Source organism: Pseudomonas borbori, from assembly GCF_900115555.1.
Taxonomy (GTDB): domain Bacteria; phylum Pseudomonadota; class Gammaproteobacteria; order Pseudomonadales; family Pseudomonadaceae; genus Aquipseudomonas; species Aquipseudomonas borbori.
The window spans coordinates 68,667-91,756 of the sequence record NZ_FOWX01000017.1 but is presented as its reverse complement, the minus strand read 5'-3'; the positions used below and the strand labels follow the sequence as shown (position 1 = coordinate 91,756).

At 65.1% G+C, this 23,090-nt stretch carries 15 protein-coding genes; 7 read left to right on the top strand and 8 right to left on the bottom strand.

Translation table 11 applies throughout. The features are described from left to right. Positions 1–14: 14 nt before the first annotated feature. Positions 15–2,294: a phosphoenolpyruvate--protein phosphotransferase gene (gene ptsP, locus BM315_RS14105; RefSeq protein ID WP_090502015.1), complete on the top strand. Its 2,280-nt coding sequence runs from the start codon at positions 15–17 to the stop codon at positions 2,292–2,294. 330 nt (positions 2,295–2,624) lie between these two features. Here ptsP and BM315_RS14100 read toward each other — a convergent pair whose 3' ends face one another. Then, the gene (locus tag BM315_RS14100) at positions 2,625–3,374 is read right to left on the bottom strand and encodes an NRDE family protein (protein WP_090502013.1); all 750 of its coding nucleotides are present in this window, start codon (positions 3,372–3,374) and stop codon (positions 2,625–2,627) included. 139 nt (positions 3,375–3,513) lie between these two features. Between BM315_RS14100 and BM315_RS14095 the strand changes: the two genes are divergently transcribed. From BM315_RS14095 to BM315_RS14085, 3 genes are read left to right on the top strand one after another with little or no spacing between them, the layout of a single operon-like run. Beyond that, positions 3,514–4,296: a sulfite exporter TauE/SafE family protein gene (locus BM315_RS14095; protein ID WP_090502011.1), complete on the top strand. Its 783-nt coding sequence runs from the start codon at positions 3,514–3,516 to the stop codon at positions 4,294–4,296. A 10-nt stretch (positions 4,297–4,306) separates the two neighbouring features. After that, positions 4,307–5,110 carry a prolipoprotein diacylglyceryl transferase gene (gene lgt, locus BM315_RS14090; RefSeq protein WP_090502009.1) on the top strand — a complete coding sequence of 268 codons (804 nt, stop codon included), beginning with the start codon at positions 4,307–4,309 and terminating at the stop codon, positions 5,108–5,110. Next, on the top strand, positions 5,107–5,901 hold the full coding sequence (locus BM315_RS14085; protein ID WP_090502007.1) for a thymidylate synthase: 795 nt from the start codon (positions 5,107–5,109) through the stop codon (positions 5,899–5,901). Before lgt ends, BM315_RS14085 begins: the two co-directional genes overlap by 4 nt. A gap of 269 nt (positions 5,902–6,170) precedes the next feature. Here the strand turns inward: BM315_RS14085 and BM315_RS14080 are convergent, their stop codons facing one another. The 3 genes from BM315_RS14080 to BM315_RS14070 are packed head-to-tail and all read right to left on the bottom strand — an operon-like array spanning position 6,171 to position 10,964. After that, positions 6,171–7,286, bottom strand: a complete 1,116-nt coding sequence (locus BM315_RS14080; RefSeq protein WP_090502005.1) for an ABC transporter permease — start codon at positions 7,284–7,286, stop codon at positions 6,171–6,173. 1 nt (position 7,287) lies between these two features. Continuing rightward, complete coding sequence (rbbA, locus tag BM315_RS14075) at positions 7,288–10,002, bottom strand: ribosome-associated ATPase/putative transporter RbbA (RefSeq protein ID WP_090502003.1); 2,715 nt, start codon at positions 10,000–10,002, stop codon at positions 7,288–7,290. Further along, positions 9,999–10,964, bottom strand: coding sequence for an HlyD family secretion protein (locus BM315_RS14070; protein ID WP_090502069.1), 966 nt, complete (start codon positions 10,962–10,964; stop codon positions 9,999–10,001). Before BM315_RS14070 ends, rbbA begins: the two co-directional genes overlap by 4 nt. A 172-nt stretch (positions 10,965–11,136) precedes the next feature. On the opposite strand from BM315_RS14070, the gene BM315_RS14065 reads away from it, so the two are divergent. Then, positions 11,137–12,204 (top strand): transporter substrate-binding domain-containing protein, encoded by a 1,068-nt coding sequence (locus tag BM315_RS14065; protein WP_090502067.1) that lies wholly within the window; start codon positions 11,137–11,139, stop codon positions 12,202–12,204. Between the two features lie 415 nt (positions 12,205–12,619). Here the strand turns inward: BM315_RS14065 and BM315_RS14060 are convergent, their stop codons facing one another. From BM315_RS14060 to BM315_RS14050, 3 genes are all read right to left on the bottom strand, one after another. Next, a complete protein-coding gene (locus BM315_RS14060) occupies positions 12,620–16,456 on the bottom strand; it encodes an RNA-directed DNA polymerase (protein WP_141123949.1) in 3,837 nt (1,278 codons plus the stop codon). Between the two features lie 373 nt (positions 16,457–16,829). Then, positions 16,830–18,203, bottom strand: coding sequence for a GTPase/DUF3482 domain-containing protein (locus BM315_RS14055; protein WP_090501999.1), 1,374 nt, complete (start codon positions 18,201–18,203; stop codon positions 16,830–16,832). Positions 18,204–18,323: 120 nt separating this feature from the next. After that, a complete protein-coding gene (locus BM315_RS14050; RefSeq protein ID WP_090501997.1) occupies positions 18,324–19,712 on the bottom strand; it encodes a DUF2868 domain-containing protein in 1,389 nt (462 codons plus the stop codon). Positions 19,713–19,817: 105 nt separating this feature from the next. On the opposite strand from BM315_RS14050, the gene BM315_RS14045 reads away from it, so the two are divergent. Both BM315_RS14045 and BM315_RS14040 read left to right on the top strand, forming a co-directional pair. Beyond that, the gene (locus BM315_RS14045; protein WP_090501995.1) at positions 19,818–20,342 is read left to right on the top strand and encodes a dihydrofolate reductase; all 525 of its coding nucleotides are present in this window, start codon (positions 19,818–19,820) and stop codon (positions 20,340–20,342) included. An 88-nt stretch (positions 20,343–20,430) separates the two neighbouring features. Continuing rightward, on the top strand, positions 20,431–21,075 hold the full coding sequence (locus BM315_RS14040; protein WP_090501993.1) for a YitT family protein: 645 nt from the start codon (positions 20,431–20,433) through the stop codon (positions 21,073–21,075). A 73-nt stretch (positions 21,076–21,148) separates the two neighbouring features. Here BM315_RS14040 and ligB read toward each other — a convergent pair whose 3' ends face one another. Next, positions 21,149–22,822 carry an NAD-dependent DNA ligase LigB gene (gene ligB, locus BM315_RS14035; RefSeq protein WP_090501991.1) on the bottom strand — a complete coding sequence of 558 codons (1,674 nt, stop codon included), beginning with the start codon at positions 22,820–22,822 and terminating at the stop codon, positions 21,149–21,151. Positions 22,823–23,090 lie beyond the last annotated feature (268 nt).

Below are 23,090 nucleotides of genomic sequence, written 5' to 3'. Positions count from 1 at the left end.
ACTAGAGCCGAACCATGCTCAATACGCTGCGCAAGATCGTCCAGGAAGTTAATGCTGCCAAGGATCTCAAGGCGGCCTTGGGCATCATCGTGCAGCGGGTCAAGGAGGCCATGGGCAGCCAGGTCTGCTCGGTCTACCTGCTCGACCCGGAGAGCAACCGTTTCGTGCTGATGGCCACCGATGGCCTGAACAAGCGCTCCATCGGCAAGGTCAGCATGGCGCCCAACGAGGGCCTGGTCGGCCTGGTCGGCACCCGCGAGGAGCCGCTCAATCTGGAGAACGCCTCCGAACACCCGCGCTACCGCTACTTCGCCGAAACCGGCGAGGAGCGTTATGCCTCCTTCCTCGGCTCGCCGATCATCCACCACCGCAAGGTGATGGGCGTGCTGGTGATCCAGCAAAAGGAGCGGCGCCAGTTCGACGAGGGCGAAGAAGCCTTCCTGGTGACCATGAGCGCCCAGCTCGCCGGGGTTATCGCGCACGCCGAGGCGACCGGTTCGATCCGTGGCCTGGGCAAGCAGGGCAAGGGCATTCAGGAGGCCAAGTTCATCGGCGTGCCCGGTTCGCCCGGTGCGGCGGTGGGCACGGCCGTGGTGGTGTTGCCGGCCGCGGACCTGGAAGTGGTGCCGGACAAACATGTCGAGGACATCGCCGCCGAGCTGCTGCTGTTCAACACCGCCCTGGAAGGCGTGCGCACCGACATGCGCGCCTTGTCGGCGAAGATGGCCACCCAGCTGCGCCCGGAAGAGCGCGCGCTGTTCGACGTCTACCTGATGATGCTGGAAGACGCCGCCCTGGGTAACGAGGTGGTCAAGGTCATCAAGACCGGACAGTGGGCCCAGGGCGCCTTGCGCCAGGTGATCGGCGAGCACGTCAACCGCTTCGAGCTGATGGACGACGCCTACCTGCGTGAGCGCGCCTCCGACGTCAAGGATCTCGGCCGCCGTCTGCTCGCCTATCTGCAGCAGGCGCGCCAGCAGACCCTGGTGTACCCCGATAACTGCATCCTGGTCAGCGAGGAACTGTCGCCGGCCATGCTCGGTGAAGTGCCCGAAGGCAAGCTGGTTGGCCTGGTTTCGGTACAGGGCTCGGGTAACTCGCATGTGGCGATCTTCGCCCGCGCCATGGGCATTCCCACGGTGATGGGGGTGGTCGATCTGCCCTACTCGAAGATCGACGGCATCCAGCTGATCGTCGACGGCTACCACGGCGAGGTGTTCACCAACCCCAGCGAGCTGCTGCGCAAGCAGTATGCCGAGGTGGTCGAGGAAGAGCGCCAGCTGACCCAGGGCCTGGATGCCTTGCGCGCCCTGCCGTGCGAGACGCTGGATGGTTACCGCATGCCGCTGTGGGTCAACACCGGCCTGCTGGCCGATGTCAAGCGCGCCCAGGAACGCGGCGCCGAGGGCGTGGGCCTGTACCGCACCGAAGTGCCGTTCATGATCAAGGAGCGCTTCCCCAGCGAGAAGGAGCAACTGGCCATCTATCGTGAGCAGTTGCAGGCCTTCCACCCGTTGCCGGTGACCATGCGCAGCCTGGACGTCGGTGGCGACAAGGCCCTGAGCTACTTCCCGATCAAGGAAGAAAACCCCTTCCTCGGCTGGCGCGGCATCCGCGTGACCCTCGACCACCCGGAGATCTTCCTGGTGCAGACCCGCGCCATGCTCAAGGCCAGCGAAGGCCTGGATAACCTGCGCATCCTGTTGCCGATGATTTCCGGGATTCAGGAGCTGGAAGAAGCGCTGCACCTGATTCACCGGGCCTGGGGCGAAGTGCGCGACGAGGGCGTGGACATCCCGATGCCGCCGGTGGGGGTGATGATCGAAATTCCCGCCGCGGTCTACCAGGTGCGCGAGCTGGCGCGCCAGGTCGACTTCCTTTCGGTCGGCTCCAACGACCTGACCCAGTACCTGCTGGCGGTGGACCGCAACAATCCGCGGGTCGCCGACCTCTACGACTTCCTCCATCCGGCCGTGTTGCAGGCGCTGTGCAAGGTGGTCGAGGGCGCCCATGCCGAAGGCAAGCCGGTGAGCATCTGTGGCGAAATGGCCGGCGATCCGGCGGCGGCGGTGCTGCTGATGGCCATGGGCTTCGACAGCCTGTCGATGAACGCCACCAACCTGCCCAAGGTCAAGTGGCTGCTGCGTCAGATCAGCCTGGGCAAGGCCAAGGAACTGCTGGGCCAGGTGATGACCATCGACAACCCGCATATGGTCCATAGCACCCTGCAACTGGCCCTGCGCAACCTCGGTCTGGGCCGCATGATCAATCCGGCGTCGAATATCCAGGCCTGAACACGTGGCCGGGTTGGTTTAGCGGTGCGTGCCTGATGAATCGCCACGAAATATCGGCCTAGGCTGCTCGCGGTTAGGCCGCTCCTACAAGATCAAGCCCGACGCAAACCTCGCGGGAGCGGCGGGGACGTTCGAATTTGACCGCTATTGCGATGCTGGCGAGGCACTGGTGGGAGATCTCCCGTCGTCCAGACGCCGCGCTGTCGCGCAGCAAACTGGAGGCAATCGCGTGTGTCGGCCTGTGGGCACTTGTGGGAGGGGCTTTCGGTTCGGGCATCCTGCTTCGCTCTACCTCCTGCATCCCTGCAGTCGTAGCCGCGAAAGCCGCGATCAAGGACACTCGATCCGCACCTCGCCCAGGTGCGCGCCAAAGGACCCGTAGCTACGTTCGACCAGGGTTTGCGAGCCGTCGGCATTGACCAGCAGCACCGTGCTGGCGCGCGTGCCGTAGCTATGGGTGGCGATGAAGATGCTGGAGAGCAGGCGCTCGGTATTCAGGCCGACGCCGGTGTCGGGCAGGCGCGCGTCCTCGACCTGCTGGTCGTCGTGCAGCAAATCCAGCAGGGACGGTATCTGCGGCCTTATCAGGCATTCGCCGAGCAGCGCCTTGGCTTTTTCCACCTTGGGCCAGGGCGTATCCAGTTCGGCATTCGACAGGCCGTAGATGCCCTGCGTCAATTGCATTGGCTCGCCTGCGCGCGAATTGAGCAACCAGAGCTGCTGAGGGTCGCCGAGCAATAGATTGAAGCCCGAGTAGTCCCCGGCGCGTTGCGCCACATCGCGCAAAAACGCTTGCGGGCCAAGTCGGCCACTCAGGTACTGAACGGGTAACTCGCCCCTGGAGCGGCCGCGTGGCGGCTGGCGTGGGTCACGGATATTGGTCAGGGCGGCGAAACGCCCCTGGGGGCCAATGCCCAGCCAGGTGCCGCCGGCCTGCTGGTCGCGCCCGGCGATGAGCCCGGGCACGTCCGGCCATTCAGCCAGCGGCAGGCTGGGGCGGTCATAGAACTCGTCCCGGTTGGCGGCCATCAGCAAGGGCTGCGGGTGGCCGGGACGCCAGGCAAATACGATCAGGCACATGGGAATCCTTGCGTGGCAGCTAGCTTCAAATCCTAAGATAGCAGCGCCGCCGCCCGATTGCGCAAGTGGTGGATTCCGCTTCGCGCTTCCCGCATCCGCCCGCGACGATTACCATTGCGCTTTGTTTTCGGGGGTGGCGATGGAACTCGTGCTGTATTTACTGCTGGGCGCTGCCGCGGGTGTGCTGGCCGGGCTGTTTGGCGTGGGTGGCGGGATCATCATAGTGCCGGTGCTGGTCTTCAGTTTCGCCGCCCAGGGCTTCGAGCCGAACGTGCTGACCCATCTGGCGGTGGGGACTTCGCTGGCGACCATCGTCTTCACCTCGATCAACTCGGTACTCGAACACCAGCGCAAGGGCGCGGTGCGCTGGCCGATCTTCATCTGGATGACCCTGGGCATCCTGCTCGGCGCGGCCCTGGGCGCCATGACCGCGGCCGCGATCCAGGGGCCGCTGCTGCAGAAGATCATCGGCGTGTTCGCCATCGTCATCGCCCTGCAGATGGCCCTGGAACTGCAACCCAAGGCCAGCAGTTCGGTGCCGGGCAAGCTGGGGCTGACCGCTGCCGGTGGCGTGATCGGCTGGGCCTCGGCGATCTTCGGGATTGGCGGCGGCTCGCTCAACGTACCCTTCCTGATGTGGCGCAGCGTGCCCATCCAGCAGGCGGTGGCGACCTCCTCGGCCTGCGGCCTGCCGATTGCCGTGGCCGGCGCGCTGAGCTTCATGTGGCTGGGCTGGGACAGCCCGCAACTGCCGGAGTGGAGTCTGGGTTTCGTCTACCTGCCGGCGATGGCCGGGATTGCCTTCACCAGCATGTTCTTCGCCCGTTTCGGCGCACGCCTGGCGCATCGTCTGTCGCCACGCCTGCTCAAGCGCCTGTTCGCCTTGCTGCTGTTCAGCGTGGGCCTGAGTTTCTTGATTTGAGGAGTTGTTGATGCTGCCTTACCCGCAGATCGACCCGGTGGCGATAGCCCTGGGTCCGCTGAAAATTCACTGGTACGGCCTGATGTACCTGGTCGGCATCGGTGGCGCCTGGTGGCTGGCATCGCGCCGCTTGAGCCGCTTCGAGCCGACCTGGAACCAGGAGAAACTCTCCGACCTGGTGTTCTGGGTGGCCATGGGGGTGATCCTCGGCGGGCGCCTGGGCTACGTGCTGTTCTACGACCTGGCGGCCTATATCGACCAGCCAAGCCTGATCCTGCAGGTGTGGAAGGGCGGCATGTCGTTCCACGGCGGCTTTATCGGCGTGATGCTGGCGAGCTGGTGGTTCGGCAAGCGCAACGGCAAGAGCTTCTTCCAGTTGATGGACTTTATCGCGCCACTTGTCCCTATTGGATTGGGAGCGGGCAGGATCGGCAACTTCATCAACGCCGAACTCTGGGGCAAGGCCACCGACCTGCCCTGGGCCATGGTCTTCCCCACCGATCCCGAGCAACTGGCGCGCCATCCCTCGCAGCTCTACCAGTTCGCCCTGGAGGGCGTGGCGCTGTTCACCATCCTCTGGTTCTACTCGCGCAAACCGCGGCCGACCATGGCGGTGTCGGGCATGTTCGCCGCCTGTTACGGGCTGTTCCGCTTCATCGTCGAGTTCGTCCGGGTGCCGGACGCCCAGCTCGGCTACCTGGCCTGGAACTGGCTGACCATGGGCCAGGTGCTCAGCCTGCCGATGATTCTGCTCGGGCTGGGCCTGATCTGGTTCGCCTACCACCGCCAGGCCGTCCAGGGAGCCACGCGATGAAACAGTACCTCGAGCTGATGCGCCTGGTGCGCGACACCGGCACCTTCAAGAGCGACCGCACCGGCACCGGCACCTACAGCCTGTTCGCCCAGCAGATGCGCTTCGACCTGGCCGCGGGTTTTCCCCTGGTCACCACCAAGAAGTGCCACCTGAAATCGATCATCCACGAGCTGCTGTGGTTCCTCCAGGGCGATACCAATATCAAGAACCTGAAGGATAACGGCGTACGCATCTGGGACGAGTGGGCCGACGAAAACGGCGACCTCGGCCCGGTCTACGGCTACCAGTGGCGCAACTGGCCGGCGCCCAACGGCGGCTCGATCGACCAGATCAGCCAACTGATCGAGACGATCAAGCAGAATCCGGACTCGCGCCGGCTGATCGTCTCGGCCTGGAACCCGGCGCTGGTCGAGCAGATGGCCCTGCCGCCGTGCCATGCGCTGTTCCAGTTCTACGTCGCCGAGGGCAAATTGAGCTGCCAGCTGTACCAGCGCTCGGCCGACATCTTCCTCGGCGTGCCCTTCAATATCGCCAGCTACGCCTTGCTGACCCTGATGGTCGCCCAGGTCTGCGATCTGCAGCCGGGCGATTTCATCTGGACTGGCGGTGACTGCCACCTGTACGCCAATCATCTCGAGCAAGCCGACCTGCAACTGTCGCGCGAGCCGCTGCCGCTGCCGCGCATGCAGCTCAACCCGGCGGTGAAGGACATCTTCGCCTTCAAGTTCGAGGACTTCGAACTGCTCGGCTACCAGGCCCACCCGCATATCGCTGCGCCGGTGGCGGTCTAGCTCCCCGGCACCAGTGTCGTGTCAATCCTGAAATGTCGGATCACTGTAGGGTGGGTTAGCGGCGCCAACCTCCGAACGATCAGGCATCGCCATCGTGGCGCGCCGCGTAACCCACCAGGCGATATCCCTGCGCTGCGCCAATGGTGGGTTACGGCGCAACGGATCTTGCGGTTCATCGCTATCGACAGCGTGCGCCTAACCCACCCTACAGGGGATCGCGGTACATGGGTAAGACCGCGATTAACCGACATTTCATGGTTGACGCGGCACTAAGCCGCCAGGCTGCTGCGAAAGCGTCGCAGCGCCAAGCCGAAGAACACCAGGCCGATCGCCGTCAGTGCCGCCAGCTCGGGCCAGAGCACGCCCGGGCCGGCGTCGCGGAACAGGATCGAGGTGCTCAGGCTCAGGTAATGAGTGGACGGCGAGAGTTGCATCAGCCACTGCAGCCACACCGGCATGCTCTCCATCGGCGTGCTGCCGCCGGAGAGCATCAGCATCGGGATGATCACCGGGATCGCCAGCAGGCCGAATTGCGGGATCGAGCGCGCCAGGGTGGCGAGGAAGATGCCCAGGGCGGTGCTGGCGAACAGGTAGAGCGCGGTCACCGCGAGAAAGAAGGCGAGCGAGCCGGCCAGCGGCACGCCGAGCGCGCCCTTGACCACCAGTTCCAGCGACAGCCAGGTGCAAATCACCACCACCAGGGCGTTGCTCCAGATCTTCGCCAGCATGATCTCCAGTGCGGTCAACGGCAGCACCAGCAGGTGGTCGAGGGTGCCGTGCTCGCGTTCGCGCAGCAGCGCGGTGCCGGTCAGCAGCACGGCCAGGATGGTGATGTGGTTGACGATCTGCAGCAGCGCGAGGAACCAGCCGCCCTGCAGGTTGGCGTTGAACAACGCGCGGCTGCTCAGCCCGACCGGCGCCTGTGCGGCGGCGTCCGGATTGGCGTAGTCGAGCAACTCGCGCTGCAGGATCCGCCCGAGGTCGCGCGCACCCATGAACGCCTGGCTCATGGCGGTGGCGTCGACATTGACCTGCAGGGCCGGCTGGCGCCCGGCCAGCAGGTCGGCCTGGAAGTTCGCCGGGATGTCGATGACGAAGGTGAAGCGGCCGCTGTCCATCGCCGCGTCCAGCTGGTCGTAGGGCAGCAGCTCGGGGATCTGGAATTCCGGCGGCTGCAGCACCTCGGCCAGGCGCCGCGACAGCGGGCTGCGGTCCTCGTCGACCATGGCCACGCTGGCATGGTGCACGCCGATCACCGAGCCGGTGGCCGGCATGTAGACGGCCACGCTGAAGGCATACAGCAGGAACAGCAGCAGCACGCTGTCGTGGCGCAGGCTGGTCAGCTCCTTGAGGCCGAGGCGGAAGATATGCGCCAGCTTGTTCACCCTAGTCCTCCTGCTTCTTCAGCAGCCACACGCTGAGCGCGCTGGCGGCGAGGAAGAAGCCAAATAGCGCCAGGCATTGCGGCCACAGGCTGCGCAGGTCGAGGGCCTTGGTGAAGGTGCCGACGGCGATGTCGAGGAAGTGCCCGGCCGGGAACACATGGCCCATCAGCGCCGAGCCGCCTTCCAGCGAGGAACGCGGCACGATCAGCCCGGAGTACTGGATGGTCGGCAGGGTGGTGACGATCACCGTGCCGAGGATCGCGGCGATCTGGGTGCGGGTGAAGGCCGAGATCAGCAGGCCCAGGCTGGTGGTGGCGAGCAGGTAGAGCAGGCCGCCGAGGGCCAGGGTCAGGCCGCTGCCCTTGAACGGGACGCCGAACAGCAGGCGGTTGAGCGCCACCAGCATGGCCAGGTTGAGCAGGCTGACCGCCAGGTACGGCAGCTGCTTGCCGAGCAGGAACTCCAGGCGGGTCAGCGGCGTGGCGTAGAAGTTGCTGATCGAGCCCAGTTCCTTCTCCCGCACCACGCCCAGGGCGGTGAGCATGGCTGGGATGAAGGCCAGGATCAGCGCCATCACCCCGGGGCCGATGGCGTGCACGCTGACCACGTCCTGGTTGTAGCGAAAGCGCGTCTCCAGGCGCGCCACGGCCGGCGCGGCGAGGGCCGGGCTGCTCTCCCGGGCCAGGCGCTCGAGGTTGGCCAGGTGCACGGCCTCGACGTAGTTGCGGCTGGTCTCGGCGCGAAACGGCATGCCGCCGTCGAGCCAGGCGGCCACCTGCGGCTGGCGCCCGGCCAGCAGGTCGCGGCCGAAGCCCGGCGGGATCTGCAGCGCCAGCTTCAGCTCCGAGCGTTGCAGGCGCCGGTGCAGTTCGCCGGCGTCGCTGATAGGCGCGCGCTCGTCGAAATAGCGCGAGCTGCGGAACGCCTCCAGGTAGGCGCGGCTGTGCGGCGACTGGTCCTGGTCGAGGGCGGCGAAGGCGATGTGCTCCACGTCCAGGGAGATGCCGTAGCCGAAGATCACCATCATGAACAGCGCGCCGAACAGGGCGAAGGCCAGGCGTACCCGGTCGCGCAGCAGCTCCATGCTCTCGCGCACGGCCAGGGCGCGCAGGCGGCGCAGGCTGAAGCCGGGTTGCCGCGGCGACGGCCCGGCGGTCGCGGCGGCAACGGCCGCTGGCGGCGCCGCGGGGCTGTCGCCCTGGGCCTGCTCCAGGCAGCGGACGAAGGCTTGCTCCAGGTCCTGCGCGGCGAACTGCAGCTGCAGCGCGGCCGGGGTGTCGCAGGCCAGCACCCGGCCGGCATGCATCAGCGAGATGCGGTCGCAGCGCTCGGCCTCGTTCATGAAGTGGGTGGAGAGGAAGATGGTCACCCCCTGCTCGCGCGACAGCTCCAGCAGCAGGCGCCAGAAGTCGTCGCGCGCCGCCGGGTCGACGCCGGAGGTGGGTTCGTCGAGGATCAGCACCTCCGGGCCATGGATCACCGCCACCGCCAGCGACAGCCGCTGGCGCAGGCCCAGGGGCAACTCGCCGGCCGCGTCGCCGGCGTGTTCGGCCAGGCCGAAACGCTCGATCAGCGCCTGGCTGCGTGCGCGGCCCTCGGCCGCCGGCAGGTCGAACAGGCGCGCGTGCAGCTCCAGGTTCTGCCGCACCGACAGCTCGCCGTACAGCGAGAAGCTCTGCGACATGAAGCCGACCCGCTTGCGCGTGGCCAGGTCGCCGGCGTCCACCGCCTGGCCGAGCAACCGGGCGCTGCCCGCGCTGGCCGGCAGCAGGCCGGTGAGCACCTTCATGGTGGTGGTCTTGCCGCAGCCGTTGGAGCCGAGGAAGCCGAAGATTTCGCCGCGGCGGATGGCGAAGCTGACCTTGTCCACCGCGGTGAAATCGCCGAAGCGCAGGCTCAGCTCGCGGGCCTCGATGGCGATCTCGGCGGACTGCGCGGGCAGCGGCGGGATCAGCAGCGCCTGGCGCGGCGCCGCGCTGCCCTGGAAGTGGGTGAAGGCTTCGTCCAGGTGGCCGCTGGCGGTGACCCTGGCCAGCTCGGCGGTACGGCCCGCGGCGATCAGCCGGCCGCGGTCGAGCATCAGGCAACTGTCGAACTGCTCGGCCTCCTCCATGTAGGCGGTGGCCACCAGCAGGGTCAGCTGCGGCCGCCCGGCGCGCACCTGCTCGACCAGTTCCCAGAAGCGCCGGCGCGACAAGGGGTCGACCCCGGTGGTCGGCTCGTCCAGGACCAGCAGGTCCGGCTCGTGGATCAGCGCGCAGCAGAGCCCGAGCTTCTGCTTCATGCCGCCGGACAGCTTGCCGGCCGGGCGCTCGGCGAAGGCCGTCAGGTCGGTGGCCGCCAGCAGGTTGGCCATGCGCGCCTGGCGCTCGGCGCGGCTCAGGCCGAACAGGGTGGCAAAGAAGTGAATGTTCTCGGCGATCGACAAGTCGGGGTAGAGGTTGTGCCCCAGGCCCTGGGGCATGAAGGCGATGCGCGGGTACAGGCTGGTGCGGTGGCGGCGTTGCTCGATCGGCCCGCCGAGCACATCCAGGCGGCCGCGCTGCAGCTTCTTCACCCCGGCGATCAGGCCCAGCAGGCTGGACTTGCCGGCACCGTCCGGACCGATCAGGGCGCAGCGCGCACCGACCGCCAGTTCGAAGTCGATGCCGTTCAGCGCCAGCTGCTTGCCGTAGCCATGCTGCAGGCCTTCGGCGCGGATCGCCCAGGCGCTCATTGCAGCTCGGCCGGCCAGGCGACCTCGGCCGTGCGCACATAGCCTGCCCCGGGCATGCCCGGCTTGGCCTGGGGCACGGCGGCCGGCTCGCTCAGGCGCAGCTTGACCCGGAACACCAGCTTCTGCCGCTCGTCGCGGGTCTCCACCTCCTTGGGGGTGAACTGCGCCTTGGCCGCGACATAGGCGACCCTGGCCGGCAGCGGCCGCTCGGGCAGGGCGTCGAGCAGCACCCGCGCCTCGTCGCCCTGGGCCAGGCGGCCGGCGACGGCGGCGGGCAGGTAGAGGTTCATGTACTGCTCGCCGGGGTCGATCAGCAGCAGCACCCGGCCGCCGGCGCCGAGCACCTCGCCGGGCTCGGCCAGGCGCAGCTGGACCAGGCCGTCGAGCGGCGCGCGCAGGCTGCTGTCGTCGATCTCGCTGCTCAACTGGGCGACCAACGCCTGGGCCGCGCCGATTGCCGCGCGGGCCGCCGAGACCTGGGCGCGGGCCGCTTCCAGGGCGGCGCCGGCGGTGTCGAAGCGCGCCTGCTGCTGGTCGAGCGACTGGCGGCTGGCATGGCCGCGCTGGAACAGCTCGCGAAAGCGTTTGAGGTCCTGCTCGGCCAGCAGCCGCTCGCTCTCGCGCAGGCGCACATTGGCCTGGCTGGCGGCCAGGTTCTCCTCGGCGCGGCGCACCTCGGCCTCGGCCTGGGCGCGCTGGGCCTCCAGGGTGCGGGTGTCCAGGCGGGCGAGCAGCTGGCCTTGCTTCACCCGGTCGCCTTCCTGCACCCGCACCTCGGCCAGCCGCCCGGGATACTTGCTGGCGATCTGCACCTCGGTGGCCTCTAGGCGCCCGTTGCTCATGGCCAGGCCTTCGGGTAGGCGCTCCCTGAGCGACAACCAATAGCCGAGCAGGCCGGCGGCGAGCAGGCCCAGCAGCAGGGGCACGACGAACAGGCGGGAAGGGCGGAGCTCGCTGGACATGAAGTGCATCCTGCAGAGTGACGCCGCCAGTGTGGCAGCGTTGCCGGTGCGGGTCTTGACCCGCATCAAACGGGGCGCCTGCAGCTCAGGATAGACCGCGAGCCGGGTCGTGGCCGGGCGCTGGCGGTCATTTTTGTTACCCTGACGCTTTGCCGGGAAGGGGAGTGTGCGGGTGTCGAGGATTCTGATCATCCTGCTGTTGGGACTGCTGGGGCTGAACGCCGTGGCGGATGAGTCGAGCGAGCCGGTCTTGCGGGTCGGCATCAGCGAGGTGCCGCCGTTCGTGATCAAGGAGCCGGACGGCAGCTGGCGCGGCATCAGCATCGACCTGTGGCAACAGGTGGCGGCGCAGTCGGGTTACCGCTTCGAGCTGCAGCCGATGCCGTTCAAGCGCCTGCTGCCGAGCCTCGAAGCCGGCCAGCTGGATGTGGTGGTCGGTGCCCTGACCATGACCGCCGAGCGCGAGGCGCGCTTCGACTTCACCCACCCGTTCTACCGCACCGGCCTGGCCATCGGCGTGCCACGGGGCGGCGATGGCAGCGGCTGGGCGGCGGTCAAGGGTTTGCTGTCCTGGCAGTTCGTCAGCCTGATCCTCGGCCTGGCGGTGTTGCTGCTGATCGTCGGCGGGCTGCTCTGGCTGTTCGAGCGGCGGCACAACCAGCAGCAGTTCGGCGGTACCCCGGTGCAGGGGCTGGGCTCCAGCTTCTGGTGGGCGGCGGTGACCATGACCACGGTCGGCTACGGCGACAAGGCACCGGTGACCCTGGGCGGGCGCCTGATCGGCCTGGTATGGATGTTCGCCGGCCTGATCATGGTCTCGACCTTCACCGCCGCGGTGGCCAGCGCGCTCACCGTGGGCAACCTGCAGGGCGGTATCCAGGGCGTCGACGACCTGCGCCGCGCCCATGTGGCGAGCATCGACAAGACCGTCAGCGCGCGCTACCTGGACAGCCAGCGCATTCGCCACAGCGACTACCCCAACCTGCTCGAGGCCATGCGCGCGGTGCAGCAGGGCGAGGCCGATGCCGTGGTCTACGACCTGCCGATCCTGCAGTACCGCAATGGCGAGCTGGGCCAGGGTGGTTTGCGCATGCTGCCCGGCACCTTCGAGGAGCAGTCCTACGCCTTCGCCCTGGCCGACGGCAGCCCCTACCGCGAACGGATCAGCCAGGAAGTGCTGCGGGTCACCGGCGGCGACGACTGGGACGAGGTGCTGGAGCTGTACCTGGGCAGGCCCTGAACGGGTGTGAAAAGTGCGAGCCTCTCCGCACAGCCCGCTGCAGCCATCCACCCTCCACAGTCTGCAAATTGACGTAGGGTGGAAAAACCGCGGAGCGTTTTCCACCTGTGCCGTATTCAGGCTACCTGGCTGGCCGATCACAACCGGCAGCAGTCGGCCAAGAGCAGTCATTCGTGGGTGGTCTTTTTCGACCCTTAGCTAACGTTCGCGAAAGCCAAAATTGAACCCAATGTCTTCTGACGCGGCTGCTCGGGAATATTCGTAGATTGATCGCCTCCGCCACTCAGAAGTTGTAGGTGCGGTGAAATGGTGGACAGGATGTAAGCCTTCCATGGCCCCATGGTGGACTGGGGTGGGTCTACCCGCGTACTTGGCAGACCTGTGAACCTGTCCAGGCACCGCTCGCGATCGACAGTTACGTAGTTGCCCTACGCTTCAAACCAGCAGGTGGGGTTTTGCCAATCCTTTCAGTAACCTCCTTGAGTTTCTTGATCCCAGGACCAGCTGCCTGTAGTTCTGGGCCAAAATCTTCCATGCGGACATCGAAGACTGAAATCGCAAGTTGCTCACTACCGTGAGAATGGGAGATGAGGCGCCGGTGTTCTTGATCGTAAGGGGCTTGAGCCGTCGAGCCGCCATATTCACCAATATTCGCGATCAGAATGTGCTGATACATGTGATAACGCAGGGCTGCGACCATCCCGTCAAACGTTTTCACGTCCTTATTCATAGCTGATACCACATACATGTGGCTTTCATCTCTGAGGTCTGCCGCGAGGGCTAGGTCAGTTGCATCGAAGCATATCGACCCAGTTAAGCGGTATGGGCTTGATGTAGAGCTCGATGGATCGTGAAGCTCGATCACTACCTGGTACGGGCGCCATGAGTTAATCCCCAGAGTTTTCTCCCCTGGCGTGAGGTGGAACTTCCCCTGATCTACCTGAACCCACGAGCGACCTTGCGCTCTCATCTGGGGAACTAGCCACCTTGCCGCGTTAATGGGGTTCCCACCAAGGTCCGCTGCCCCAAGTAGCCCATAGAACAACATCGCGCCCGTGGCGTCTGAGAACGCGCGCATTAAATCCTGATCATCGACATGGATGCTCAATTCAGGGAATACGACCAGATCGAAATGTGGTTTTTCTGAGCGTCCCAAAACGTAATCACGTGCAGCAAGGTGTTTGGTCGTTAAATGCAATAGCGCCGCTGTGTGGTTCCGGTGCTGTTCTCTGTACCCTGGGTCATCAAGTCCTTCTAGTCCTCGATCAAAATGGGCCTGCATCGGCATCAGTCCTTGGACCATCACCACCCGCAAGCCACGCTTCACGTTTAGTCGCCACTCAAAGGGATACCTGTAAATTGGGAGATTACTACTCTCTCCGAAAATCAAGGCTTGCTCGTCGATGCGTTTTTCGATGGTCTTCAAAAAGTCGGTACGCGTGCGAATGTTCACTGATTCAACTTGGTCTCGTCCAGCGATCCCAGGCCATCGAAGCAGATTAAGAAGAAGCTCTGAGAACCATGGGGTTATGGCAGCAGTGGTTCCACGTAAACCTTCAGCAGTATGGAGCATGCCCAGACGACGTTTATGCCACGTGCTGCGAATCCCCGAATACCAACCAGAATCCTCGCGCGTCAGCCAATGACGAACCGTGAAGTCGGGCTCTCCCGTGGAGGCAGCGCGAAGGAGGCGACCAAAGGCGTATTTCCAGGCTTCCTCAGGGCGACACCAAGACGGCGTGTCATAGTACCCCCCCGTGGTTTTTATGTGCTCAATCGCCCTGGCATCTAGATTCGCTAAGCTTGGATTGTTTAATTTATCCCAGTCGTCGCTTCGCACTTCAACGTTCAAAAGAGTAAGAATTTCGGGATCAAAGGCCCGAATCGTCTTATCGCGTCCCAAGGCGCGGGCTAGCACGAGAAGAGCGTTTTCCTGGGCGAATAATTCGGAAGGATGAGTGATCACCGTTAGCAGCGGCAGCCATTTGCGTGTGGGAAGGGGATCGGTGCCCTTATCCCATCTCGCGGCTAAGTAGCGGGTTAGATACCTCGGAACTTTGGATATTGCATCAGACATTCCACTGCGGGGAGATTCCAGCAAAGACATAAACAAATCTGAAGAGGTTTCTGCGATCGCCTGCCATGCTTTTCCGACCACGACCTTATCTCGATTCTCACAAAAACGTATGAACCATTTTTCGTAGTGAGGTATGTCGTTGAGCAACTGATGCCCTACAAGTGAAACGACGAGTTGCTCTTGCGCCAATACCTCATCTTCGAGAGGTCGGAATCTCACATACGAGCTGAGCACTCTATAGAAACGCAGTTCCTCGACACTTTTTGCCAACGACGCGGCTTGACGCTGAGAAGCCAACAAGAGTGTGGCTTGCTGTTGGACATACCATGGCGAATCTTTTCTCTCGATAATTTTCTTCGCCAAGATCGAAAGTGCAACGCGGTAGCTCCCTACATCGGCAACGCTCAAAGTTGAATCGCTTTCTGCCTCCTTCCCGGTTTCTGTAGCACCCGCTTTAAAAAGGTCAGCGAGTACGTACCAAGCAACACGTTTTCCAAACTCCCCGGTCGACGTTGCCTGATCAATTTTGCTCATCAGAGCTTGCTCTATAGGTTCGAGGAGATCAGTGCTCGGATAGAGGTCTAGTGCATATCTGAGCACCTGAACCAAAGAGGGGTTGACGGCCCATGCCGACACCAGCCGGCGGGCAACGGCCTGATAGTCTTGGATAAGATCAATCTTAGGGTCTTTTCCATCGGTAGACTCTGTTAGATCAGTCATGCTCCGACGCATTCTCAATGAGCGAACGAGTCTGTACGCTGAAAATCTAGTCAGCGTATCATCACGCACTTCGAGCTTCAGCTTCGCAACTGATGCCAATTGAAGGCCTTGGGTCAACAGTGGAGAAGATTCATCTTCAACAAGGCTGAGTTCAGCTAATGAAAGCAGGCCGTTCAGACCTGACTCCAACTGACGCAGTGAATCCACATCGAATGGGCCACTCAGCTGCTTCTGAAACGTTTTCATTCGAACAGCCGTGCCGGATTCGCCACCTACTTCGACAAGTGGTTCAAGCTGAGTTTTACGCTCGTTGATTTTCAAATACGCATCAGGGTTATCCGTTGGGGCGGTATGTCTCTTTAGCAGGCGTTGCACCCAGTCGCTGATTTCACTACCTAATTGCGTCGGATCGACAAAATCTCCCTCATCCTTGTCTACTGATACAACCAATCTGATGTCATCGACGTATCGGCAGTAATCGTGAATGCGGAAAGATCTCTTTCGAGGCCGTCTGCCGATAAATGCGCCCACCACGCGATCAAACTTCAAAAGATATGCGTTTGCAAAAAAACCACTTCCGACCAAGCCTTGAGGGAGGCCTAATGGAAGCAATTGGTCTCGGAATAGGTTTGCAAGCGGTTGGTCTTCAGCTCGCCAGTCAAATTTGAGAGCCGCGCTGGTAGCCGTCCAAAATGCTTCGTCAGAGTCAAGATACTCCTCATCGGTGGCCCCTACGAAGCGCGCATATTCATCACGCATTCGCTCGATGAGTAGATCCACGTCGATGCTGTCGAAAAACGCGCTCAGGTCCAAGCTCACGATGAAAACGTTCTCTTCACCTTCGGCTTCAGCCTGCTTAGCCAGAGCTACCGGCCTCTCCACGAAACGTTGGTAGTCCTGAAAATAGCGGCTGTAGGTATTGGAATTACCCCATGAGAAGGTTGCAGCGGAATGATCTTTCGACCATGAGCAAAAAAGCCGGTTGCCGTAGCTATACACTTTGGCTGTCGAGGCCGCTAGCGCATCCTGCGACGTGTCTCCTTGAGCCGTCTCGATACAGTCCGCAAGGCACAACATAATTGCGGTCGCAATGGTCTGTTCCTTGATCCCGATGTGAGCAAGCGGGCGCAGTACGGGCTCGTCACCGTTTCCGCTCTTTCGAGGTCCCCAGCCACCTTCATCGTTCTCCCGAAAGCCCCAAAGACCGTTTTTCGGTGCGGGCACGAGCCAGGCAGGAGCAGTTTGGTACTCCCCGGATGAGATTGACTTTGACCAAAGACTTAAATTATCAGCCAGGCATACAGCAGAAGCATCAAGCTCCAACACATCCGCATACCAGTTATGCCGTCTTATGAAGGTGTGGGTTTTCTTCCATGCTTGGGCAAGTATGACTTCATCTTGAAGCAACCCAATTTGCGGGCTCAACCTATCGTATCGTGAATCCACAACGCTCATTAGCAGTCCTTTAAATAGCTGTCGACCTGCTGCGCGTGTTCTTGGGCTGAAATTACCATCAGCAGGCCTTCTGCCCGCAACTCTAACCGTCTCGGCTTAATTGGTCGACTGTCCCCTTCTGGCCGGTTGTTGCCTGTCGCGACTGGCGGCTGAGGGTCTGAATCTGCCTGCCTGCGGCCGTCATCAACCCCCTCTGACTCGCTGCCATCGATGAGATTGAGGCCATCTGTGATCGCGCTATATCCATCTCTCCGCCCACTGAACGCCGAGCAAGAGCCTGCTGCTCAAGACGTCGGCGCCCATTGCAACAACAGTTCAAGTACGGATGCAAACCGGGCAGCATGAATGGGCACGCTCCTCGGCGTCCATCCGGCTACGACGCTGTCAGCGTCGTGCTCAGCACCTCGACCTGCGCCTGGCGCTCCAGCTGTTGCAGGCGCGCGCCGGGGTTGAGGGACGACCATTCGGGGTGGGCGCGGGCCTTGTGCAGGGCGTCGGGCAGTTTGCCTTCGCGCCATAGCGCCTCCTGCGGCGCGGCCAGTTGGATGGCCTGCACCGCCGCGTGGCCACGGGCTTCCAGGGCTTGCAGCAACAGTTGCTGGCGCAGGGCGAGCAGGCGCAGCACGGCGTCGTCGACGCTCAGCTCGCGCTGGCCCTTGAGTTTGCCTTTCAGGCGGGCGCCGTAGCCGCGCAGGGTCTGTGCGCCGCCGCCGAGCAGGGCGCCGAGGGCGGCCGCGGCGCCGAGGGTGACGCCGCCCACCAGCAGGTCGATGCCGACCCCGGTGGCCGCGCCGGCGGCCATGCCGCCGCCGAGCTTGACCCCGAGTTGCTTGAGGGTTTCCGGGTTGAACAGGTCGTCGCCCCAGCGGCCGTCGAGCAGGGGCACGGCTTCGGCCTTGGCGTCGTCCTGGCGGAAGGCGTACAGGCGCAGCAAAGCCTCGACACAACGCTGTTCGCGCTGGCGGATGGTTTCGCGCAGTTCGCGGATCGCGCCTTGCTCCAGGCTTGGCTGGGCCGCCACGCTGCGCCGGCAGGCGGCGCAGTCGAGCAGCAGTTCGGCGATCAGCCGGGTGCCGCTGTGGCGGCGGGCCAGGCGCTGCGCTGCATGGTCGTCGATCAGCCGTTGCAGCTGCGGCCGGGCCTTTTCCTGCAGCAGGGCCAGGCTCTCGTACAGCCGGCGTTCGCCATCCAGCGGTGGCGCCACGCTGTCGAAGGCGACCCGCGCATGCAGGCCGAGGCGGGCCAGGGCCTGGTACCAGTCGTCTTCGCGGTGCTGGCTGCCGGCGACGAAATTCAGCACCGGCAGCAAGGGTCGGCCGGCCATGGTGAGGATCGCCAGTTCGTCGCGGTACTTGGCCAGCACCGGCTCGCGGGCGTCGATCACGTAGAGGCCGGCGTCCGAGGCGAGCAACTGGCGCAGCACCTTGGCCTCCTGCTCGAAACGCTGGCGCGCCTCGCTGCCCTCGAGAAAGCGCGCCAGGCGAGCCGGGCCGTCCAGGCGTTCGCCGGGGCGCTCCAGGCGTTCCAGGTAGTCGAGCAGGGCGATGGCGTCTTCCAGGCCGGGGGTGTCGTACAGCTCGAGCAGCGCCTGGCCGTCCACCGACAGGCGCGCGCCCTCGACATGGCGGGTGGTGCTGGGGCGGTGCGAGACCTCGCCGAAGCCGTGGTCACGGGTCAGGGTACGCAACAGCGAGGTCTTGCCGACATTGGTGTGGCCGACCACGGCCAGCTTCAGCGGTTGGCTCATCGTAGGCTCCGGGGTGGATCGGGGCGCGTAGCTGACACCTTTTTCATCCACCATCGCAGCCGGTGGATGGATGAAGCGTCATCCACCCTACTCAGGTCGCGTAGCCTGGCTTGAACGGCTTCAGTCATGGCCGCTCTCCAACCAGCGTAGCGGCGCGCTGTCGCTATGGGCCAGCTGCAACTGGTCCAGGGCGGCGTGCCAGTCGCCGAGGCGTTCGCTGTCCAGGGCTTCGCCGGGTTGTGCCGGCAGCAGCCAGATGCGCGTGGCTGCGGCCGTGCGGGCTAGTTCGCCGAGCAGCGCCAGGCTGCCGCGATCCGGCGAGCGGCGCGGGTCGCAGGCGATCGCTAGGCGCGCCGGGGGGAAGCGGCTGAGTTTTTCGAGTAGGCGCTGGCGCTGTTCGCGGCTGTCGATCACCCCGGCGTCGCCGATGCCCTTGGCCAATGCCGGTGGCCAGGGCCGTCGCTCGTCCAGTTCGATGGCGACCAGTACGGCGCCCTGGCTGTCTTGCGGGTTGCTGCCGGCGGTTGGCTGCGACCACTGCGCGGGCGCCGCATCGCACACGCCGAGGCGTTCGCTGCTCGGTTGCAGGCGCTCACGCAGCAGGCTGTAGCCGGGCAGGCCGACGTCCAGGCGCAGGACGGCGCAGCCCCGGCGCCAGCGCCACAGGCAGAACAGCCCAAGCAGCAGGCGCGGCAGCAGGCCGTAGACCAGCAGCACACCGACCAGCCAGCCGGCCCAGGCGTGGCGCGCGGCTTCGCTGGCCAGGGCGTTGTCGCCGCTGGCGCGAATCAGCTCGGCATCCGGCAGGCTGAAGCCGAGCAGCGCCGGCAGCGCGCCGAGGGCCTGGGTCAGGGCGATAAAGGTTTCGCCGCCGAGGATGGTGCTTTCCCAGACGAAGCCGTAGCGGCGGGTGGCGAGCAGCGTCAGCAGGCTCAGCAGCGCCGCCAGCAGGGCCAGCAGCCACAGGCCATGGACCAGCACACCCAGGCCCCAGCGGCTCAGGCGTTGGCGTTGTAGCAGTACCAGCAGGGCCGGCGCCAGTTGTGCGGCCCGGGCGTCGCGGGCGAGCTTTGCGCTGAGCCACAACCACAGCCGGCCGAGGGCGCCGCTGCTGTCGCGCGCCAGCAGCAGGCCCAGGGCCCAGCCGAGCAGCATCAGCAGGTTGAGGCCGAGCAGGCTGCCCAGGGCCCAGAACACGTTGACCGGGCGCTGGCCGTCGCCGAGCGCCGCAAGCGCCAGGCCGATGCCGCTGAGCAGGGCCAACAGCAGCAGCGCCGCCAAAGCCAGGCGTGCGCCCTGCAGCCAGTGGCGCAGCGCTTGCAACTGGCCGTCACGCTCGGCGAGCAGCAGGGCGCGGGCCTGGATGCGTTCGGCCAGATCGCCGCCGGCGGCCTGGGCGCGACGATTGGCTTCGCGGTCTTCCAGCGGGCCTGCGTGCTCTTCGCGCAGGCGAATCGCTTCGCTGAGCCAGAGGCGTTGGAGTTTGTTCGGAGCGGGTTCGGTGGTCACGCGGCATCTCGTTGGCCAGGTCGAGACTGAGCATAACCCGTGCTGCCGCGTTGGGCTAAGCCTTGTCCGTGCGGGGGCGGCTGCACGGCCAGCGGTTGCTCTGCTATGCTCGCCGCCATGAAAAATTCCCTGCCTCTCTGCCTGATCGCCGCCCTCGCGGACAACCGCGTGATCGGCCGCGACAACCAACTGCCCTGGCGTCTGCCGGCCGATCTCAAGCACTTCAAGGCGCTGACCCTGGGCAAGCCGATCATCATGGGCCGCAAGACCTGGGATTCGCTCGGACGGCCCCTGCCGGGCCGGCTCAACCTGGTGGTCAGCCGCCAGCCCGGCTTGCAGCTCGAGGGTGCCGAAGTCTTCGCCTCGCTCGAGGCGGCCATGGTCCGTGCCGAACACTGGGCCCGTGAGCAGGGTGCCTGCGAACTGATGCTGATCGGCGGCGCCCAGCTTTACCAACAGGCGCTGCCTTTGGCCGCGCGGCTGTACCTGACCCGGGTCGCGCTGAGTCCCGAGGGCGACGCCTGGTTTCCGGCGTTCAGCGAGGCCGACTGGCAGCGTGATGCCCTCGAGGCACACCCGGCCACGGCGGATACGCCGGCCTATACCTTCGAAACCTGGTTGCGCGATTGATCGAGGCTTTCTTGATCTAGACCAATTCGCCTGAGCGGTTATTGGTCTAGTTTTTCCGACTCGTTCATTGCACCAGCAGGTTTGCACCATGGCTGAAGCCAAATCCGATAGTCCGCAGGCGGACACCCTGGCCGCGATCATGCGTCATCCGTTGTGGGAGGATGCCCTGGCCTTGCTGATGGGCACCGCCATGGTCGCCCTGGGCATCGCCCTCTATGCCCATGCGGGGCTGCTGACCGGCGGCACCGTGGGCGTGGCCTTCCTGCTCAAGTACCTGATTGGCTGGTCGTTCGGCTGGTCGTTCTTCCTGATCAACCTGCCGTTCTATGCCCTGGCCATCTGGCAGATGGGCTGGCAATTCACCCTGCGGACCTTCTGCGCGGTCGGCCTGGTGTCGCTGCTGGCCGAACTGACCCCGCTGTGGATCGGCTTCGCCCAGTTGAATGTGCTCTATGCGGCCTTGTTCGGCGGTTTTGCCATGGGCCTGGGGCTGCTCATGCTGTTCCGCCATCGCGCCAGCCTGGGCGGGGTGAATATCCTCGCGCTGTTCCTGCAGGAGCGCTTCGGTCTGCGCGCCGGCAAGGTGCAGATGGGCATCGATGTGGCGATCGTGCTGGCGGCGGTGTTCATCGTGCCGCTGGACAAGGTCGTGTTGTCGATCATCGGTGCAGTGGCGCTGAACATGGTCCTGGCGATCAATCACCGGGCCGGGCGTTATATGGGCGTGAGTTGAGCGGCCTGTTCGACCGGTAGGGTATGCATTGGCCGGTACGCGGCGCGTCCTGCTACGCGGGTTGGTCGCCGGCTTAAAAACCCGCGACTCCTGCCTGGCGCAGGCGCTCGCGCAGGGCCCGGACCTCCGGGTGCTGGAAGAAGGCCTGCAGCTGCGCCGCGCGGCTCGGGCCGATGCCCGGCTGGCGCTGCCACTGCGCGCGGCTGCGTTGCGCCAGCTCATCCCAGTTGTCCGCCAGTGGCGCCGCGCCGCTGGGCGGCAGGCCGAGCGCGCGCAGCCAGTCGGCGAAGGGGCGTTGCCGGGCCAGGGCAAAGCTCTGTTCCAGCTTGCTGGCGCTGAGCGGGCCTAGACCGGGCACTTCGCCCAATTGCGTAGCGGAGAGCTGCAGCCAGTCGAGCAGGCCGTCGAGTTGCTGCGCCTGCAGCAGCTTGTCCCAGGTGCCGGGACCGACCCCGGGCAGGGCCAGACCCTGCTTGCCGCTGAGCCAGGCCAGGCGTGCACGGAATTGGCTGGCGCAGGCCGGCGTCGCCCGCCAGCAGCTCAGCGCATGGTAGTCGTCGGCTTGCGGTGCCTGCACCACGGGGCGATGGGGGCTGCGCCAGACCACGTTGTCCAGGTGCGGAATGGTCAGCCCGGCCAGCTGGATGGCGACCTGGTCGCCGGGGCCGATGTCCAGGCTGCGCCAGCGTTGCAGCGAGCCGAGGCTGACATATTCGATCCGGCGCTCGTCCAGGGTGATCGGCTGCAAGCGCAGCACCGGGGTGATCCGGCCGCTGCGGCCAATGCGGAAATCCACCGCCTGCACCACCGCCAGCGCCTGGCTCAACGGGTATTTCCAGGCCGCCGCCCAGTGCGGTGGTGTGGCTTGCCAGCGCTGCGCCGGCGGTCGGCTGCCCTGGCGCAGCACCACACCGTCGCTGGCGAAGGGCAGGGCGCCGCGGTACCAGTGCTGGCGCCAGTGGCTGGCCTGGTTGAAATCGCCGATCGGCTGGCTGAGGCGCAGGCTGTCGGCAAAGCCCAGGGCGTCGAGGCGCTGCAGGCGCTCGCGCATCCCGCTCGGGCCGTCCGGCCAGTCCCAGACGAACAGGCCGATGCTGGCGGCTTGTTCATCGTCGAGGCTGTGCCGCGCCAGCAACCCGGCGACCCGGCCGCGCGCAGCCAAGCCGCCGGCCTCGGCCTGCACATGCGCGGGCAGGCGCCAATAGAGTTCGCCTTGCAGGGTCAGGTCAAGCGGCGTCGGCAGCTGTTGCGGGATCGCCGACAGACGCCGCGCCCGGGCGGTCCAGTCCTGGCCGCGGCGGCCGTCACCCCGGCTGATGGCCTGCTGCAGAAGGCCGCCGCGATAGACCAGGGTCACCGCCACGCCATCGACCTTGGGCTGGATCCACAGGTCTTCGCGGGTCGCCATCCAGTCGCGCACCGCGGCGTTATCCGCCAGCTTGTGCAGCCCGGTCTGCGCCACCGGGTGGGCAATGCGCCCGGCGCTGCCGCTCAGGGGATCGGCGGGCGGCGGGCCGATTCCGGCAAAGCAGCTGCGCCACTGCTCCAGCTGGGCGCGCGCCTGATCGTAGAGCTCGTCGGCTACCAGCGACACGCCCTGGCGATGGTAGGCCTGATCCCAGGCGGCGATCTGTGCGCCGAGTGCGCTTATTTCAGCCTTGGCCTGCACCGTGGGCCAGTCGGGACAGGGGGCGGCCCGGGCATCGAGGGCCAGGGCAATGAGGAACGGTGCGATCCAGGTCTGCATCATGAGCATCCTTGCTCGGGGAATAGGCTTTACAGCCTAGTTCGTTTTCTGCGGACAACAAAAAGGCGATGTACCCGATATCTGTTGCATGAGAGGGGGAGCCCCGTCTCCGTCTCCGACGCCGCGCTGTCGCGCAGCAAACTGAAGGCAGTCGCGTCTGTCGGCTTGTGGGTACCTGTAGGAGCGGGCCATGCCCGCGATTGGTTTCGCGGGCATGGCCCGCTCCTACAAGGATCAGCGCTGATTTAATTTATACATATAAAACAAT